We start from the raw sequence: 17,463 nt of genomic DNA, 5'->3' as shown, positions 1-17,463 counted from the left end.
TCTAAAGCTTGGTTGGATAGTAAATAGAGAAATCCGGATAGTAAAATTAAGAAAATGGATAGTAAATAGTATGAGTTGGATAGTAAATGGACAAAAGCGGATAGTAATTACAAAAAATTAGGAAAAAAGAGTCGTTCTACTAAGATATTGAAAACAACCTATTATTTTGACTTCAAGACTTTTATAAATCCGAAAATTCTAGGTCAACAATAGCTTCTCTAGCAATAATTCTGTTGCGGATAGTACTAATTAATTCAAATTGTTTGGTATTAAGAGGAAGTTCTAATTTTTTATGTAGCACTCCATACAATTCACAATCACGTAATCTCAAAAAGAGCGAGAGGTTCTCAAGTGGTTCAATAGAACTTTCTAACAGGTAACCGCTTAAAAACTGTCTTAGAAACTCTTCTGAATGGGACTTCATTATATTCTGATCTTTATCTGTACATTGCCAAAATGTATAGTAAATCGGTATAGCAATGTCATGAGTGAAGAAGTGATAAGCGCAATCATCAAAATCAAATATCTCAAGTGAACTACCTGTATAATGGAAATTCCCTGAATGGAGATCCGTATGAATCAGACCATAATTTGTTTCGTTTTTCGATAAAGCTTTAACCTCTGTTAAGACTTCTTTAATTCTCTCGATAACGAAGGGGTCATTAGGAATGTAGGGAGCAAACTGGAATTCGAATTCATCAAGTAAATCTTTTCTACTGATCATGTGAGTGGGAACTCTATATTCTTTTGTAAGGCGATGCAGCATGCCGGTTGTTTGCCCCCATTTTTTTATTAGATGCTGATTAGTAATAATGTTAGTTTGTTTAACACTGTAACCATTAGCTTTTGTAAATAATGAAACAAAAAATGAGGATTGTTTTGCTTTAATTTCTTCTACATACTGTTTATTACTTGATAGTAGTGGGGGGCAAACAGGAGCACCGTTCTTATGTAAGTAGAGAATCCAGTCTAGTTCCGATTCTATTTCCGCTTTAGTACGGTGACTACTATGTGTTAATCGTAATATCACTTCTCTCCCATCCAAAGTGGCTTCATAAACGTAGTTTTCAAATGAGCCTAGTTTTTTAAGTGAATTTTCTTTGAGACTAAATGGTTTAAGAGCTTCAAGTAATATGTCAGGGGTGAAACATTCTTCAACTGATCGTTCCATGCGGATAGCCTCCTTTTCTATACCGATTAATTCCCTTTTAACACTATAAAACCCTTTAAAAGCATAAAAAAGAAAGCCCTAAAAGGACTTCCTTGTATCAACTATTTGGAAAAATAATCTCCATTTTTCCCACCCGTTTTACTAATGAGCTTTGTCTCACTAATTCGGATACTTTTATCGACTGCTTTACACATGTCATAAAAAGTGAGAGCAGCGACAGATACGGCAGTTAAAGCTTCCATTTCAACTCCGGTACTACCGCTACAACGGACAGAAGCTTGTATAATCAATTGATAATCATCTTCATGAATGTGATAGTCAAATTGAAAATCGACTCCTTTTATTTCAATGGGGTGACACATTGGGATAAGATCAGAAGTCTTTTTTGCCGCCATGATGCCTGCGATTTGAGCTACTTGGAGAGGGTCGCCCTTTTTAATCTGTTGATTTAAAATAGCATCATATAAATCCTTTTTAAAGATAACTGTACTTTCGGCAACAGCTGTTCTCGTCGTTTCGGCTTTCTCTGAGATGTCAACCATTTTGGGTCTACCTTCTTCATTCCAATGTGTAAAGTCACTCACGATCAATCAACTCCTATAAAAATAACATTAACGTTTTTTATTTTTAGTTTTAAAGAAAAATAGCAATACAATAATAGATAAGAGGACGGAGATACCGAAGTAAATAAGCATCTTATACGTTTCAAATGATTGCTTAATATAATACCATTTAATTCCGAGCTCATAGCCTGTTAGAACAAACAACAGGACCCAAAAGAGCGCCCCAATATAGGAATATAAAATAAATGTACGTAGAGATAATCTTGCAATTCCTGCTAAGTATCCTGTTAGATGGCGAACACCTGGAATAAAATAGCCGATTATTAATAACCATTTTCCATGTTTTGAAAACAAATGTTGTGCTTTTTCGATCCTTGATGATGTTAGCCGAATTTTTCTACCGTATTTTAAAAGAAAAGGTAGTCCTAATTTTGCACCGAGAAGATAACTGATTGAAATCCCAATAACAGAGCCTAGGTACGAACTGATTAAAGCAGTATAAAGATTCACTCTACCTAAGTAAGCATAATAACCAATCGTAATTAACAATACCTCATCCGGAACAGGTAGTCCAACAATCCCACCAACAAGAGCGAGGAAAATTCCAAAGTAACCATATTCAAATATGAGATGTTTTAATAATTCCATATAATCTTCCTGTTCTCTAGAGGGTTAATTCTCATTATAACGAAAAAATGTGATTGAGACGAGTTGTTGAAAAAAATTGAAGAGAGGGTTGTTAATCATAGCTGTAGAAATTTGTTTATCAGGATATCCCAAAAATTAACTCTTTGAGATATCCCTTTATTAAAAAGTTTTTTTGTTCGTTTCTCTTAAAGGGTTCCTTTCATTGCTTTCTGAGGATGGTGCCTGAATCCTTACGAAAAGAGACTCTATAGAAACTCTAGTAATGAAGTTGCAATGGTAAAGTAAATTAGTAAACCTAGTATGTCGTTTACGGTAGTAATGAATGGTCCAGAGGCAAAGGCTGGATCAAGCTTTAACTTATTAATGATGAGAGGGACGATAGCACCAATTACAGTTGCCACGCTCAAGGAACAGAAGATAGATATGCCTACAATGATAGCGAGAATCCAACTCTTATAAAAGATCGGAATTATCAGGAGTAAAGCGAGTGCACATATAATGCCAATCATCATTCCTGTTTGAAATTCGCGTAATAAGGTTCGAACAAGTCCTTTTTTTTCGAGTGTACCAAGAGCAAGACCTCGAACTACAACTGCTAATGATTGAGTACCAGCGTTGCCAGCTGATCCCATTAATAAAGGAATAAAGGCTGCTAGCAGAACAATTTGACTAAGAGTTTCTTCAAATTGGTCGATGACTCCAGCAGTAATTAACCCAAAGAACATTAGTAGGACAATCCAGGGGGCACGTAATTGAGCAGCTTTAAAAGAAGAAACATGAATATCGGTCGCTCCTCTTGCCGCAGTAAAATCTCCTAGATCTTCTGTTGCCTCATCCTCTAACACATCAATAATATCGTCAACAGTTACAATGCCTACTAAAATGCCATCTGAGTTGATGACGGGGGCTGCTAAAAAATCATACTTTTTAATAATTTGAGCTACTTCTTCTTGGTTTGTCGATGAATCGACTGATACGACCCTTTGACTCATTAAATTTTCAACCAACTCATTAGATTGAGCTGTTATCAGGTCTCTTAAGGATACAACTCCTACTAATTGGTCTGCTTGGTTGACTACATACAAGTAATAAATCGTTTCTGCCTCAGGACCTTCCATACGCAATTGTTCAATGACTTCTTGTGCTGTATGCGTAGATGTAAGAGAAATAAACTCTTTTGTCATAATAGCTCCAGCCGTTTTAGGCGGGTAGGCCATTAATTCCTTTACATCTTTAGCGTCATCCAAATTCATCGTTTTGAGTAAGGTAAGTGCTTCTGTATCATCTAGTTCGGCTAGGAAATCTGCGGCATCATCAGCGTATAAATGATTTAGTATTTCACTAGCGTAACGCTGATCTAAATCGATTAACATGTTTTTCTGATCTAAAATGTCTAAACCTTGAAAGACTTCAGCCATTTCTTCCGAAGTAAGGGTTCGATAAAAAATTTGTCTTTCTTGCTGTTTAAGTGTGGAGAAAAATTCGGCTTTGTCTGTAGGATGAAGTACTAAAAATTCATTTCTAAATAAATCGTAATGATTTAGCAGTAAGTCATGTAGGTGTAAATGAAAGCGATCAGCTTCGTCATTGTTAAGTCTGACCATCGTGTGACCCTCCTTATCGAATCATCACACAAGGTGCATGTGTGATGATAAAGTGTTTTTGACTGGGATCTGGTTCAGGTTTTTTATCCATACATGCACCTCCTTAACAAAAATGCAAATGACACCCCAACTATTTGTGAGGTGTCTACAAGTTGTAATATCCATTTTCCTTCACAGAAGAAATATGATTAATCAAGAAAAAGTCTTCTTCTAATTCCCCACTTTTCATCATATGCTTCATTCTTTTTAGTGGTTAATAGACTAACGATAAGCTCTAACCTTGCTAGAACTATCCTTATAAGATAAAATCAAACTATTCGTACTATAAAGGAATCGTAAACTAGACTTTTTGATAAATTAGGGGATGAACGAAATGAGTGAAACAAACTTTAATACAAAGACAGTCCATTTTCAAACAAAAGAACCATCACGTAACGCTAGTAAAGCGAAGCCAATCTATCAAACATCGGCATTTGTATTTACTGACTTAGATGATATGGAAAGTTTTTATGAAGGCGAAAAAGAATATTTATATTCTAGATATAGCAATCCGAATACGGATGACCTTGGAAAGGGAATCGCCTTACTTGAAGATGCAGAAGACGGTGTAGCTACGTCATCAGGGATGTCGGCTATTCTTGCAGGTATTTTAGCTGTAGCAAATCAAGGTGATCATATAATTGCATCAGACGACTTATATGGAGGTACTTATCAATTATTTGCACAAGAGCTTTTAAACTTTGGTATTGATACGAGCTTTGTGTCTTTTGAGAAGATAGAGAACGTCAAAAATGCAATAACTGAAAAAACAGTTCTAATTTATACAGAATCAGTTACAAACCCGCTATTACGAGTTGAAAACTTGGAGCAAGTAATCAATCTAGCTAAAGAGGCTAGCATTAAAACAATGATCGACAATACGTTTGCGACACCTTATCTGTTGCAACCAACAAAAATTGGTGCAGATTTAGTTGTTCATAGTGCGACAAAATATATTGGTGGTCATAGTGATGTGACAGCAGGTGTACTTGTTGGGACACAAGAGTTGATTGCGATTGCGAAGTCGAAAGTTATTACATTAGGGTGTAATTTAAGTCCGTTTGAGGCATGGTTAGCTTGTAGAGGATTGAAAACGTTAAGTGTGAGAATGGAAAGGCAAAGTCAAAATGCACAAGCTTTGGCTGATGCCCTTTCCACACACAGCGGGGTAGCTCGTGTGTACTATCCTAAGTTCGTTTCGGAAAAAGGCAATGGTGCAATGGTTAGTATTGACCTCGCTGAAAATGTAAATGTAGAAACTTTTTTTGCTTCTCTCGGTTGGGTAAAGATCGCGCCTACTTTGGCTGGGGTTGAAACGACGGTTTCATATCCTTTACGTACTTCTCATCGAACGATTCCAGAGAAATTAAGGAGTGAACTAGGAATAGGCAAGCAATTAGTTCGTATTTCTGTTGGGATTGAAGATGAAAAAGATATTATTAAAGCTTTCACTGATGCTATAGAAAAAGCTTAAGTTGGAAAAGACGTGTAGTAAAATATTGTTACACGTCTTTTTTTTGAAAAGACTTGCAATCCATAAAAGTCTATGGTATGATAATTCTTGTGTCAAAGAAAAACAGTCTGGTGGCGATAGCGAAGAGGTCACACCCGTTCCCATGCCGAACACGGTCGTTAAGCTCTTCAGCGCCGATGGTAGTTGGGGGCTTCCCCCTGTGAGAGTAGGACGTTGCCGGGCTGAAAATTTCTTTGTATAAACAATTACTAAGTTGGCCATACTATAAAGGAAGTCAACTTTACAAAACGACGCGGGGTGGAGCAGTCTGGTAGCTCGTCGGGCTCATAACCCGAAGGTCGGTGGTTCAAATCCGCCCCCCGCAATACCTGAAAAAACCGAAGCTCAGATGCTTCGGTTTTTTTGTTACAAAATTTAATAAGGCTGTTTTCATAAAGAGTGCTGCTATAGAATAGTAATTCGTGTTTTCTCTATATATTTATTGGGCTTTTGCTATGAAATCGGATAAACTAGAAGGGACATACCTTAGGATTGAAGCATCCTAAGGCTTTTTAATAACTACTTACTGGAGAGGACGATCTTAATGGAAGATGAATTTGCGTTTATCTCTAGGATATCTCCTAATGAAACAAAACAACACACACTTATTTGCGGAATTGGTGATGATGCAGCTGTTTATCGTAGCTCTTCACATATGGATGAAGTGATTTGTGTCGATACTATGGTAGAAGGTGTTCATTTCAGACGAGATACTCTTTCACCTTTTCAAATTGGTAAAAAGGGGTTAGCTATTAATATTAGTGATTTAGCAGCGATGGGGGCTATCCCAGCTTTTTATCTAGTCTCCATTGCCATACCTCCAACTTGGTCAGAGAGCGAGCTTATGGATATTTATAAAGGAATGGAATCAGTAGCGAAACCATTTAATATGGATTTGATAGGTGGAGATACTGTATCTATTAGTGAATCTCTAGTGTTAACTGTGACGGTTATTGGCAGAGTGGAACAAGGACAGGCTAAATATCGAAATCAGGCAAAAGCGGGAGATGTCTTATTTGTAACAGGCTATGTTGGGACATCTGCTGCTGGATTGAATTTGTTACTTGAAAAAGGCCTAGACGGTGATTTTACAGAGCATGAGAAGAAGCTCATTACTTTTCACCAAGAGCCAAGTCCTCATGTGAAAGAAGGGCGATTACTGCTTCAAGCAACTAAACGTGTTGCTTTAAATGATGTGAGTGATGGTGTAGCTAGTGAGGCAAATGAGCTTGCTGAAGCTAGTCAAGCCCGAATCATCATTGATTCCGAGAAGCTACCGATTCATGAGTCGATGAAAGAGTTCTCTCGTACTCAACAATTAAATTGGGCATTGTTTGGTGGAGAAGATTTTGTGTTAATTGGTACAATTGCAAAAGAACGGGCAGATCAAATAGCAAAACAATTTTCCGAGCATAATGCCAGGTTTCATGTTATTGGGTTTGTTGAAGAAGGAGAAACAGGAGTTTTTCTTAAAGAGGGAAATGCAATAAAGAAGTTAGAAAAGCATGGATATAATCATTTTCAAAAGCGCGGGTGAAAAAGATGGAAGAGTGGAGTCTACGAACGGAATCACCAGAGGAAACAATGAAATTAGCCAGTGCATTAGCAGGGCTTGTCCAAAAAGGTGATGTGATTACATTAGAAGGCGATTTAGGTGCTGGGAAGACTAGTTTTACGAAGGGATTTGCGCAAGGTCTTGGTGTAAAACGCGTGGTAAACAGCCCAACATTTACAATTATCAAAGAATACAAAGGACGAATTCCTCTTTATCATATGGACGTTTACCGAATGGAAGATGAAGATGAGGAACTAGGCCTTGAAGAATATTTTTACGGAGAAGGCGTTTCTGTTGTGGAATGGCCAAGTATGATAGCCTCACAATTACCTGAGGACCGGCTAGTCATATCACTTTTTCATGTTGGGGAAACAAACCGGGAAATTAAGATGCACTCAACAGGGCTACGCTCAACGGAATTATTAAAGGAGTTGCGTTATGAGTAAGACATTAGCTATTGATACGTCTTCATTCGTAATGGGTTTAGCTGTTACAGATGAAGATAAAATTCTAGGTGAAGTGACAACTAATATTAAGAAAAATCATTCGATTCGCCTTATGCCAGCTGTAGAGCAGCTTATGAAAGAAGTTGGTGTAAAGTCAAAAGAATTAGACAGAATTGTCGTTGCAAATGGCCCTGGTTCTTATACAGGTGTGCGCATTGGGGTAACGACAGCAAAGACATTAGCATGGTCTTTAAATATCCCAGTGATCGGTGTCTCAAGCTTAATGGTTATGGCTCAAACTGGTCGTTTTTTTAAGGGGATTATTTCCCCCATTATGGATGCGAGAAGAGGCCAAGTTTTTACAGGGCATTATCAAGCTCAAGATCAGTCTGTTCATTTAGTTAAGGATGATTGCTTAATGATGCTTGAAGATTGGTTAAGTTATTTAAAGACCTTCAACGAGCCGGTTCTGTTTATTGGACAAGATGTTGAAATACATAGAATTTTAATAAAAGAACGTCTTGGAGAACTCGCACATTTTGCTTTGGGAACGATGGACTTGCCTAGAGCTGGAGAACTAGCAAGACTAGGTAATCAACAAGAGATAACTCAGACACATTCTTTTGTACCGAATTATCTAAAGTTAGCTGAAGCTGAAGCAAAATGGCGTGAAACACAGCAAGAAAAGAGTGAATTGAATGATTGATCAAGCTAAGGCAACCATAAGATTTATGACACTAGAAGATCTAGATGCTGTTGTTGAGGTTGAAAGAAATTCTTTTTCAACACCATGGGACCCTGGAATTTTTAGAAACGAGATCACATCAAATCAATTTGCCCATTATTTAGTGTATGAACTAAATGATGAGATCATTGGCTATTGCGGTCTTTGGATTGTGATGGATGAAGCTCAAATTACCAATATAGCGATTCACTCTAAACATCGAGGATATAAGCACGGGGAAAGACTGCTCAGCTATGTAATCGCTTTTGTTAAGCAAATGGGTGTGTTGAAACTTTCTTTAGAAGTGCGGGTATCCAACAATGTTGCGCAAAGTTTATATAGAAAAATGGGTTTTCAAGAAGGCGGCGTTCGGAAGAATTATTACGCAGATAACGGCGAAGATGCTTTAGTAATGTGGGTGAATGTAAATGAAGGAATATGAATTGATTTTAGCAATAGAAACTAGTTGTGATGAAACGTCAGCTGCCATCATCGAAAATGGGAAGACAATTAGAAGTAATATCGTCTCATCTCAAATAGAAAGCCACAAACGTTTCGGTGGAGTAGTTCCAGAAATTGCTTCCAGACATCATGTAGAACAAATTACCTTGATTATAGAACAAGCGATGGAAGAAGCGAAGGTTACGTTCTCAGACTTGGACGCAGTAGCTGTGACGGAAGGACCAGGATTAGTCGGGGCACTTCTTATTGGTGTGAATGCAGCTAAGGCAATTGCGTTTGCACATGACATTCCATTAATCGGTGTGCACCATATTGCCGGTCACATTTATGCCAATCAACTTGTTCAACCTTTATCTTTTCCTCTGTTAGCTCTCGTTGTCTCAGGAGGCCATACAGAAATCGTTTATATGAGTGAGGACGGGTCATTTGAGATTATTGGGGAAACAAGAGATGATGCCGTAGGGGAAGCTTATGATAAAGTGGCAAGGACGTTAGGGTTACCGTATCCAGGGGGCCCACACATAGACCGTCTCGCAAAAGAAGGTAATGAGTCAATCTCTTTACCTAGAGCCTGGCTCGAGCCGGATTCGTTTGATTTTAGCTTTAGTGGCCTCAAATCAGCAGTCATTAATACGCTACACAATGTTAAACAGCGGGGTGAAGAGGTTAAAATCGAGGATGTAGCTGCAAGCTTTCAAGCGAGTGTAATTGAAGTATTGGTCGAGAAGACCAAAAGAGCGGTTAACCAATATGAAGTAAAACAACTTTTATTAGCTGGAGGGGTAGCTGCTAATAGAGGATTAAGAGAAGCGTTAGAAAAAGAATTTGGATCATCAACTGTTGAATTATTAATTCCTCCATTATCTCTTTGTACAGATAATGCCGCAATGATTGGGGCTGCTGCTAGTATTCAATTAAAGAAAAAGAATTTTGCAGGTTATGATTTAAATGGAAATCCAGGACTAGAGTTAGAATAAGGAAAATAATGTTTAAAACCACTTGCTGAAGCGAAAGCTATAACAAGTGGTTTTTTTAGTTGTGCACAATTGTTATCCACAATGCTGTTAGAAATGTGTATAAGTGAGTAAACCTTTATATATTTCAGGGGTTTGGCTGTGGTTAACTAAAACTGTGTATAAGTACGTGGATAATGTGAATAAATAGCTAAACCTTGATAAAATAAGTGTTTTGTCTGTTGATAACATTGTGGATAGTGTGGATATGTCAGAAAATTAGACCAAAAGGGTAGAGTGTTATGTGGAGAAAAATCATTTTGTTTTTTATTATTACTATTATTTTATTCCCAATTGTGGACAGTCAAGCAGAAGAGAGCAAGAAAGTCTTAGTTGTTGTGATACCAGGACTGTCGGTTGATGAAGTAGAATGGCTCATACATAATGAAACAAACACAAAGCTTTGGCAGGAAGCAGCGTTTGGGACGATGAATATTAGACCCGATGGACCTTATTCTTATCTAAATAATATGGTGACCTTTGGAGCAGGGGCAAAAGCAATTGGGGTACAAGGCTGGAATGCTTTTGAACTAGACGAAGAGGTTAATGGGTTTACGGCAAGCGAGTGGGTATATCAGCTTACTGGAGAACTACCTTCACAAGGTTTAATTCATCCAGATTATCATCGGTTAATGGAAAAAAATACAGAGACGACACATAAAGGACAAGTTGGAATTTTAGGAGAGTTGTTGCAACAATCTGGAGTGTCTGTAGAAGTCTACGGTCACAGTGATACGGTAAGTGAGAAAATAAGATATGGTTCATTATTAGCTTTAAATCAAAATGGAACCGTAGACGGAGAATTAAACGCAGCTGTTCGTGTCAAATCAGGCTCTCCTCATGGGGTAGAAATGGACGTTGATTATCTAATAAACAAGTTGTCAACAGATGTGGAAACATCAGATAAATTCATTGTGATTGAGTGGGGAGACCTCCACCGACTTTACGACCAACAACCTTATATGGAAACAACCCATTTTAATAATGAGCTGAAAAAGCAATTATTGAGGATTAACTCGTTTATTGAACAGGCGAGAAATGAGGTTGATCAAACATGGGTAATCGCACCAATGATGAACAAAAGCGCATATGATGAAAAAAAACAACTTGCGCCTCTTTTGTATTGGGGAGATCATCAAGGTGGTTTTCTAACATCCAATACGACCAAGCAAGATTATTTGGTGACAAGCTTAGATTTTAACCCGACAATGCTTGCGGCTTTTGAGATCGAATCAAATCATTTTTCAGGTAACGTCATTCAGCATTATCAAAACGAAATAACAGATAAAACCCCTGTTTTAAAAAGGTTTGAAGAGATTGTGTTGATTTACAAGAGTCGAGCTAGTGTTCTTTCCACATATATTACTTGTCTCGTGTTAGCATTAATTGGAGCTGCCTTATATGGCTTTTTCGGTATGAAAAAAAGAAACACATGGCGTTATGTGACCAGGGTTATCTTACTTTCAGCATTATGGTCTCCTTTTTGGTTTCTCGCCTTAGCGGGATTTGTGGATAAATTGGGAGTAACAGGATTTGTGTTAACTTTAATAGGAAGCTCTTTTTCCTCTGGGTACGTAATAGAAAAGTTTACTAGCTTTCCAATTTTTTGGATTGGTGCTTTCACTTTTACACTTATTACAGTTGATATCTTATTAGGAACACCTTTCATGCAACGATCTTATTTAGGTTATGACCCGATTATTGGAGCTAGATATTATGGGATTGGTAATGAGTTTGCTGGAGTCTACATTATTTCGGCGTTCATGATTTTAAGCCCAATTCTTAATCAAGCCAAGAAAAAGTGGACAATAGCTTCAACAATCATGATGCTTTTATTCATGATTGTGCTACTGGGTAAAAGTACGTTAGGTACTAATGCTGGAGCGACATTATCTGCAGGGTTAGCTTTTGCGTTTTTGTTATACCGTTTAATTGTACGAAAAAGCTCTATTCGTTTGTTAGCAGTTTTATTTGTTGGAACGGTTGGTACATTATTCTTACTTCTTTATGTGCTACAATTAACAGGCGAACAAACACATATTGGACTGGCTTTTGAGAGGTTATTGAGTGGAGATATTCTATATATTCTCGATACGATTCAGCGCAAGCTTCAGATGAACTTGAAAATATTTCGTCATTCAAACTGGACTCAGCTGTTTATCACTAGTTATCTTCTTGGTGCTGTTATTTTATGGCGAAAGAGATTACAGCTTGGTGATCAAGAGAAACAGCTGTTTTTACAGGTAGGTGTCGTTTCATCATTTGCTTTGTTAGTGTTAAATGACTCTGGGGTTGTTGCTGCTGCCACTTCTATGTTCTGTGTTGTATCAGCCCATTATTATTGGTTGTCAGCCAACAAGGAGGAAAATGATTTTGCAATCGGAAAAACGGTTCATTCTAGCCAGGCGATTGAGGATTAGTGTTTTGATTGTCATTGCAATTGGCTTAGCAATTGACTATTTTCCTGCTTTAACAGGAGGAATAGTTGGAAGGAATATGATATTTGCTTTAATCTTTTTATGTTTTATTGGGGCCGTAATAGCTGAGATTTTACTTCCAAGAAAAGAGAATCAAAAAGTAAATGTTCCATTGTTTGAACATGATTTGTTTTTTATAATGTATGTGATTACTTTAATTGCTCTTTATACGTTATTAGGTGGGCAATCGCAAATTGGCCTAGCTATTACACATCCTGTTCTATGGATTTTCGTTGTGTACGCCTTTCTTAAGTGGAATTTGGAGAGAAAGCAATTAAAAAGGGAAAATGAATGATATGAGGATGTTTCAAAAGATATGTAATCTTTTGGAACATCCTTTTTTTTTGGATATAAATGTTTTTTCAGTAAATAAATAAAAACAATTAAGAGAAAGCTTTAATAAGATACTTATAAAATGAGGTTTTATGGAGGGTAACCATTATTGGAAGGAGGAAGTGATTCTATGAGTAATCGCCTTTTTTACATCTTTGTTGTGCTCTTACTTGGCATTTCCTCTGCATGTGTTAGTCCAATTCCAGAAAAGTTTATACAAACGACCGGTTCGGAGATTGTAACGATAAGAACAAATGAAGTATTTAATATAAGTGACTACACAGGCAAGCTTCAGGTAAGATATTTTAATTTAGAAGCGGATAAAAAGTCGGGTGATGCGATATTGATCATAAGTCCGGATGGTAAAACGATGCTAATAGATTCTGGTAAAATTGAAACCGGAAGAGCTTTAGATCACTATTTAGATCAACTAGGCATTGACCGTATTGACTATGCCATTGCGACACATCCACATCATGATCACATTGGTGGCTATCAAACGATTCTCCGTACGAAAACAGTAGCTAATCTTTTTATGCCGAACTTACCGCATACAACGGAGGCTTATGCTTCTTTTCTAAAGATAGTTGAAGAAAAAAAAATAGAACCTAACTATATAAAAAGTGGGGATTCTTTCTTTCTTGGTGATGACGTAAAGGTAGAAGTTCTTAGTCCAAGTGAGGAAGCGTTGGACCAAGCAAGAAAAGAAAAGAGGTTGTCGACAACGGATATAAACAATCTTTCCCTTGTCATGAAACTAACCTATCAAGATAACACGTTTCTTTTTACAGGAGATATATACAAAAAACAAGAGAAAAGGCTTGTTCACCTTCAGAAAGATCTAGCAGCTGATGTTCTAGATGCTCCCCATCACGGGGACGATACATCTTCTCATCAGAAGTTCATACAAGCTGTTCAGCCTAAATATACGTTGATCAGTGCGAATATATTGCAAAGCCAAAAAGTATATCAGAGATATATTGAGAGTGGCAGCGAGGTGTTTGCTACTAGTATACACGGCAATATTCTTTTGGTGTCTGATGGAACAAATATTGAGATCATTCCAGAGCTAGACTATCAGAAGACATTAAAACAAAAAGGGTAACGATAAGTCATTTATGGACTATCGTTACCCTTTTTTGTAGTGCGCTTCTATTCTTGCAATAGTTCCCATTCTTCCATTAAGGCATCAATTTCGGCTTTGGTTGTGTTGATATCAGTTTGTAACGACTGGGCCTTTTCATGATCAGAGTAAACATCTGGGTCACATAATGCTTCTTCTTTGGTAGCAAGTTGTACTTCCAACTCTTCGATGAGACCCTCGATTTCTTCAATCCTTCTAACTCGTTGTCGTTCTGCCTTTTTTGCTTCTTTATCTTGTTCATAATTGCGTTTATCTGACGCTTGTTCGGAATCAATTGTAACTGGACCTTTTTCTTGTAGCTCTAATTGCTCCCTTTGGTACATTTCATTTTTCTTTTCGACATAGTAATCATAGTCTCCAAGGTAATTGGTAATTTGTCCGTTCTCAAGCTCTGCCATTCTTGTAGCAATTCGGTTTAAAAAGTAGCGGTCATGAGAGACAAATAACAAGGTACCCGGATAATCAATTAAGGCATTTTCTAAAATTTCCTTCGCATCTAAATCAAGATGGTTGGTTGGCTCATCTAGAATAAGGAGATTGGCTTTTTGCATCATAAGCTTAGCTAAAGCTAGTCTCGCCTTTTCGCCACCACTTAATGTCGACACAGGCTTTAACACATCATCTCCGCTAAAAAGAAAATTGCCTAATACCGTTCTTATTTCTTTTTCAGGAACGAGCGAGTAATCATCCCATAGCTCATGAAGAACAAGTTTATTTGATTTCAGATTAGCTTGCTCTTGATCGTAGTAACCGACCGTTACATTACTGCCAAAGCGGATGTTGCCAGCTTTAACATCTATAACATTCATAAGAGATTTCAATAGAGTCGTTTTCCCAGCTCCGTTTGGGCCGATTAAGGCCACACTTTCTCCCTTATCAATAGCAAGTTGTAGATTCTCAAAAATGACATCTTCACCGTAGTTTACTTGTAATTCGTTCACACGTAACACTTCGTTACCACTTTGTTTTTTAATATCAAAAGAGAAGGAAGCGGACTTTTCAGATCCAGCTGGTCGATCTAGTAATGTCATTCGATCAAGCTGTTTTCTTCGACTTTGAGCGCGCTTCGTCGTTGACGCACGAGCAATATTGCGTTGAATAAAGTCTTCTAGCTTCGCAATCTCGTCTCGTTGCTTCTCGTATTGCTTTAATTCTAGTTCATACCGTTTTGCTTTTTCATCTAAATAAGCACTGTAATTGCCAGGAAATTTAGTTGATTTCGTTCTAGAGATTTCTACGACTTCTGTCACAATTTTATCTAAAAAGTACCGGTCATGTGAAACAATTAAGATAGCGCCTCGATACGAAGATAAGTATTGTTCGAGCCAAGTTAATGTGGCAATATCGAGATGGTTGGTTGGCTCATCTAAAATAAGAAGATCCGGTTTAGTTAACAATAACTTCGCAAGGGCAAGTCTTGTTTTTTGGCCACCACTTAAAGTGGAGATTTTCGTTTGATAGTCAAAATCAGCAAAGTTCATCCCAGCGAGGACACCGCGAATATCAGCTTCGTATTGATAGCCACCTTTATCTTTAAAAGTAAGCTGAAGCTGATCATAATCTTTTAGTAGTTTTTCATATTTTGGTTGGTCTGCTAGTAAATCAGGGTCAGACATTTGAACTTCCATCTCTCGAATTTGGCGTTCCATTCGTTGCAGTGGTTTAAAAACAGTTAGCATCTCTTCCCAAATAGATAGTTCAGATTCAAGGCCAGTGTTTTGAGCCAAGTAACCGAGTTCTATGCCTTTAGGAATCATAACTTGTCCACTATCAAATGAAAGTTGGCCTGCTATAATTTTAAGGAGTGTTGATTTTCCAGCCCCATTTCGACCAACAAGGGCGATCCGTTCTCCAGTTTGGATATCTAACTTAATATTTGTTAGAATGGGGTCAACTCCAAATGATTTTGATACATTAATACATTGTAAGACAATCATAGGGTTCCTTCCTATCTCGCTAAAATCGGTTTTTATATAGTATAAGTGTAACGCAGATTACGGCATTCAACAACTTCATGAACACTTTGGTTAAACGATTACAATCTCTGTGGAATAGTGTACAATGTAAATACGTTTTGATGATTATGGATCGTTGCGGTAAAGGGGGACAAGCTATGAAAAACGACCAAACCAAAATTCCGCAAGCAACAGCCAAACGATTACCACTTTACTATAGATTTTTAGAAAATCTCGCTGCTTCTGGTAAACAAAGAGTGTCTTCAACCGAGTTAAGTGAAGCAGTAAAGGTAGATTCAGCTACTATTCGAAGAGATTTCTCATATTTTGGTGCACTTGGAAAAAAGGGTTACGGCTATAATGTAAACTACCTATTGTCCTTTTTTCGTAAAACACTCGATCAAGATGAATTAACAAAAGTCATTCTGGTCGGTGTCGGAAACTTAGGTACTGCTTTTCTTCATTATAATTTTTCCAAAAATAACAATACACAAATTGTCATGGCTTATGATGTGGATGAAAGCAAGATAGGCAATGAAGTGGGCGGAGTAAAGATTTATAACTTAGATCAATTGCAGGAAACAATTGATCCTGAGGTGACAGTGGCTATTCTTACTGTACCTTCTGCTCCTGCGCAAAAAATTGCGGATCAACTAGTAGAAGCGGGAATAAAAGGGATTTTAAATTTTACACCAGCAAGACTTGATGTTCCTGATACGGTACGTGTTCATCATATTGATCTTTCTGTTGAACTCCAATCATTAGTTTATTTTTTAAAGCATTATCCTGTATAATAACAATTAGTCGAACAAGGAGGTGCCACCTATGGGTTTAGGAGCAGGCAGTATTGCCCTCATTGCACTTGTTGCCTTATTAATCTTTGGTCCAAAGAAATTACCAGAGCTAGGTAAAGCAGCTGGAAACACATTACGTGAATTCAAACATGCAACAAAGGGATTAGCAGACGACGATGATTCAAAGAAAAAAGACAACGATAAAGCCTAAGTAGGAAGGGTTTATAAATGGAACATAGAGATATGTCGGTGATGGAGCATGTGGTAGAGCTGAGACGAAGAATTGTCATATCGCTCCTCTTTTTCACAGTAGCCCTGATCGCCGGCTTTTTTTTAGCCAAGCCACTAATTATGTACTTGCAAAGTGCACCAACTGCACAAGACTTACCAATGAATGCATTTAAGATGACAGATCCAATCCGTATTTTTATGACGTTTGCGGTTTCGATTGGTTTCATCCTTACGTTTCCTGTCATTATGTTTCAATTTTGGGCTTTCATTAAACCGGGTTTGCACGAAAAAGAGCAGAAAGCGACATTAGCGTATATTCCTTTTGCGTTTATTTTATTTTTAGCTGGTATTTCGTTTTCTTACTTTATTTTGTTTCCTTATATCATTCAGTTTATGGGGAATTTAGCTGTAAGCCTCGGGATAACAGAACAGTATGGCATTAACGAATATTTTTCCTTTCTTTTTCAGATTACACTCCCGTTTGGATTACTCTTTCAACTACCGGTTGTAGTGATGTTTTTAACCAGACTGGGTATTATCACGCCTAGTTTTCTTGGAGGAATTAGAAAGTTTGCTTATTTTGTTCTTCTAGTAATCGCGGGCTTTATTACACCACCAGAAATTATCTCGCATATGATGGTAACATTGCCAATGCTCCTGTTATATGAATTTAGTATATGGGTGTCATATTTAACTTACCGTAAAGTGAAACGGTTGGAGAAGGAACGAGAAGCTGGGTTGGATAAGTGATGTTTCAAAGAGTGCATGGATTTCAAATCCATGCACTCTTT

17 protein-coding genes, 1 tRNA gene and 1 rRNA gene are annotated in these 17,463 nt (G+C 37.5%); 14 read left to right on the top strand and 5 right to left on the bottom strand.

What is annotated here, in order from left to right:
• Positions 1–181: 181 nt before the first annotated feature.
• From JCM9157_RS20660 to mgtE, 4 genes are all read right to left on the bottom strand, one after another.
• Positions 182–1,171, bottom strand: coding sequence for a phosphotransferase enzyme family protein (locus JCM9157_RS20660; protein WP_035667848.1), 990 nt, complete (start codon positions 1,169–1,171; stop codon positions 182–184).
• A 101-nt stretch (positions 1,172–1,272) separates the two neighbouring features.
• Complete coding sequence (gene moaC / locus JCM9157_RS20655) at positions 1,273–1,755, bottom strand: cyclic pyranopterin monophosphate synthase MoaC (protein WP_035667845.1); 483 nt, start codon at positions 1,753–1,755, stop codon at positions 1,273–1,275.
• Positions 1,756–1,782: 27 nt separating this feature from the next.
• On the bottom strand, positions 1,783–2,382 hold the full coding sequence (locus tag JCM9157_RS20650) for a DedA family protein (RefSeq protein WP_035667841.1): 600 nt from the start codon (positions 2,380–2,382) through the stop codon (positions 1,783–1,785).
• 245 nt (positions 2,383–2,627) lie between these two features.
• A complete protein-coding gene (gene mgtE / locus JCM9157_RS20645; RefSeq protein WP_035667839.1) occupies positions 2,628–3,986 on the bottom strand; it encodes a magnesium transporter in 1,359 nt (452 codons plus the stop codon).
• 373 nt (positions 3,987–4,359) lie between these two features.
• On the opposite strand from mgtE, the gene JCM9157_RS20640 reads away from it, so the two are divergent.
• The 11 genes from JCM9157_RS20640 to JCM9157_RS23650 all read left to right on the top strand — a co-directional run bounded on the left by JCM9157_RS20640 (position 4,360) and on the right by JCM9157_RS23650 (position 13,653).
• Complete coding sequence (locus JCM9157_RS20640) at positions 4,360–5,499, top strand: trans-sulfuration enzyme family protein (protein WP_035667837.1); 1,140 nt, start codon at positions 4,360–4,362, stop codon at positions 5,497–5,499.
• Between the two features lie 106 nt (positions 5,500–5,605).
• Positions 5,606–5,721: ribosomal RNA gene (gene rrf / locus JCM9157_RS20635) — 5S ribosomal RNA — on the top strand.
• Positions 5,722–5,790: 69 nt separating this feature from the next.
• Positions 5,791–5,864, top strand: a tRNA-Met gene (locus JCM9157_RS20630).
• 218 nt (positions 5,865–6,082) lie between these two features.
• The gene (thiL, locus tag JCM9157_RS20625) at positions 6,083–7,075 is read left to right on the top strand and encodes a thiamine-phosphate kinase (protein ID WP_035667835.1); all 993 of its coding nucleotides are present in this window, start codon (positions 6,083–6,085) and stop codon (positions 7,073–7,075) included.
• Between the two features lie 5 nt (positions 7,076–7,080).
• Entirely contained in the window at positions 7,081–7,539 is a 459-nt protein-coding gene (gene tsaE / locus JCM9157_RS20620; RefSeq protein WP_035667833.1) for a tRNA (adenosine(37)-N6)-threonylcarbamoyltransferase complex ATPase subunit type 1 TsaE, read from the top strand.
• Positions 7,532–8,245, top strand: coding sequence for a tRNA (adenosine(37)-N6)-threonylcarbamoyltransferase complex dimerization subunit type 1 TsaB (gene tsaB / locus JCM9157_RS20615; protein WP_035667831.1), 714 nt, complete (start codon positions 7,532–7,534; stop codon positions 8,243–8,245). Before tsaE ends, tsaB begins: the two co-directional genes overlap by 8 nt.
• A complete protein-coding gene (gene rimI / locus JCM9157_RS20610) occupies positions 8,238–8,705 on the top strand; it encodes a ribosomal protein S18-alanine N-acetyltransferase (RefSeq protein ID WP_035667829.1) in 468 nt (155 codons plus the stop codon). The genes tsaB and rimI overlap by 8 nt, the downstream gene beginning before the upstream one ends.
• Positions 8,692–9,702, top strand: a complete 1,011-nt coding sequence (gene tsaD, locus JCM9157_RS20605; protein ID WP_035667827.1) for a tRNA (adenosine(37)-N6)-threonylcarbamoyltransferase complex transferase subunit TsaD — start codon at positions 8,692–8,694, stop codon at positions 9,700–9,702. The genes rimI and tsaD overlap by 14 nt, the downstream gene beginning before the upstream one ends.
• 278 nt (positions 9,703–9,980) lie before the next feature.
• Positions 9,981–12,158, top strand: a complete 2,178-nt coding sequence (locus tag JCM9157_RS20600; protein ID WP_035667825.1) for a hypothetical protein — start codon at positions 9,981–9,983, stop codon at positions 12,156–12,158.
• Positions 12,112–12,510: a hypothetical protein gene (locus tag JCM9157_RS20595; RefSeq protein WP_235715063.1), complete on the top strand. Its 399-nt coding sequence runs from the start codon at positions 12,112–12,114 to the stop codon at positions 12,508–12,510. The genes JCM9157_RS20600 and JCM9157_RS20595 overlap by 47 nt, the downstream gene beginning before the upstream one ends.
• 168 nt (positions 12,511–12,678) lie before the next feature.
• Positions 12,679–13,653, top strand: a complete 975-nt coding sequence (locus JCM9157_RS23650) for a ComEC/Rec2 family competence protein (protein WP_148296931.1) — start codon at positions 12,679–12,681, stop codon at positions 13,651–13,653.
• A 47-nt stretch (positions 13,654–13,700) separates the two neighbouring features.
• Here JCM9157_RS23650 and JCM9157_RS20585 read toward each other — a convergent pair whose 3' ends face one another.
• Entirely contained in the window at positions 13,701–15,629 is a 1,929-nt protein-coding gene (locus JCM9157_RS20585) for an ABC transporter ATP-binding protein (RefSeq protein ID WP_035667821.1), read from the bottom strand.
• 176 nt (positions 15,630–15,805) lie between these two features.
• Here JCM9157_RS20585 and JCM9157_RS20580 point away from each other — a divergent pair, with 176 nt between their 5' ends.
• Genes JCM9157_RS20580 through tatC form a run of 3 tightly spaced genes read left to right on the top strand, consistent with a single transcriptional unit; the run spans position 15,806 to position 17,422 of the window.
• A complete protein-coding gene (locus JCM9157_RS20580) occupies positions 15,806–16,441 on the top strand; it encodes a redox-sensing transcriptional repressor Rex (protein ID WP_035667819.1) in 636 nt (211 codons plus the stop codon).
• Positions 16,442–16,472: 31 nt separating this feature from the next.
• Positions 16,473–16,652 (top strand): sec-independent protein translocase protein TatAY, encoded by a 180-nt coding sequence (gene tatAY, locus JCM9157_RS20575; protein ID WP_035667816.1) that lies wholly within the window; start codon positions 16,473–16,475, stop codon positions 16,650–16,652.
• A 17-nt stretch (positions 16,653–16,669) separates the two neighbouring features.
• Positions 16,670–17,422, top strand: coding sequence for a twin-arginine translocase subunit TatC (tatC, locus tag JCM9157_RS20570; RefSeq protein ID WP_035667814.1), 753 nt, complete (start codon positions 16,670–16,672; stop codon positions 17,420–17,422).
• The last annotated feature ends 41 nt before the right edge of the window (positions 17,423–17,463 follow it).

The organism is Halalkalibacter akibai JCM 9157, assembly GCF_000513135.1.
Lineage (GTDB): Bacteria > Bacillota > Bacilli > Bacillales > Bacillaceae_D > Halalkalibacter > Halalkalibacter akibai.
The sequence above is the reverse complement of the archived record's forward strand: the minus strand, read 5'-3'. Positions and strand labels throughout refer to the sequence as shown.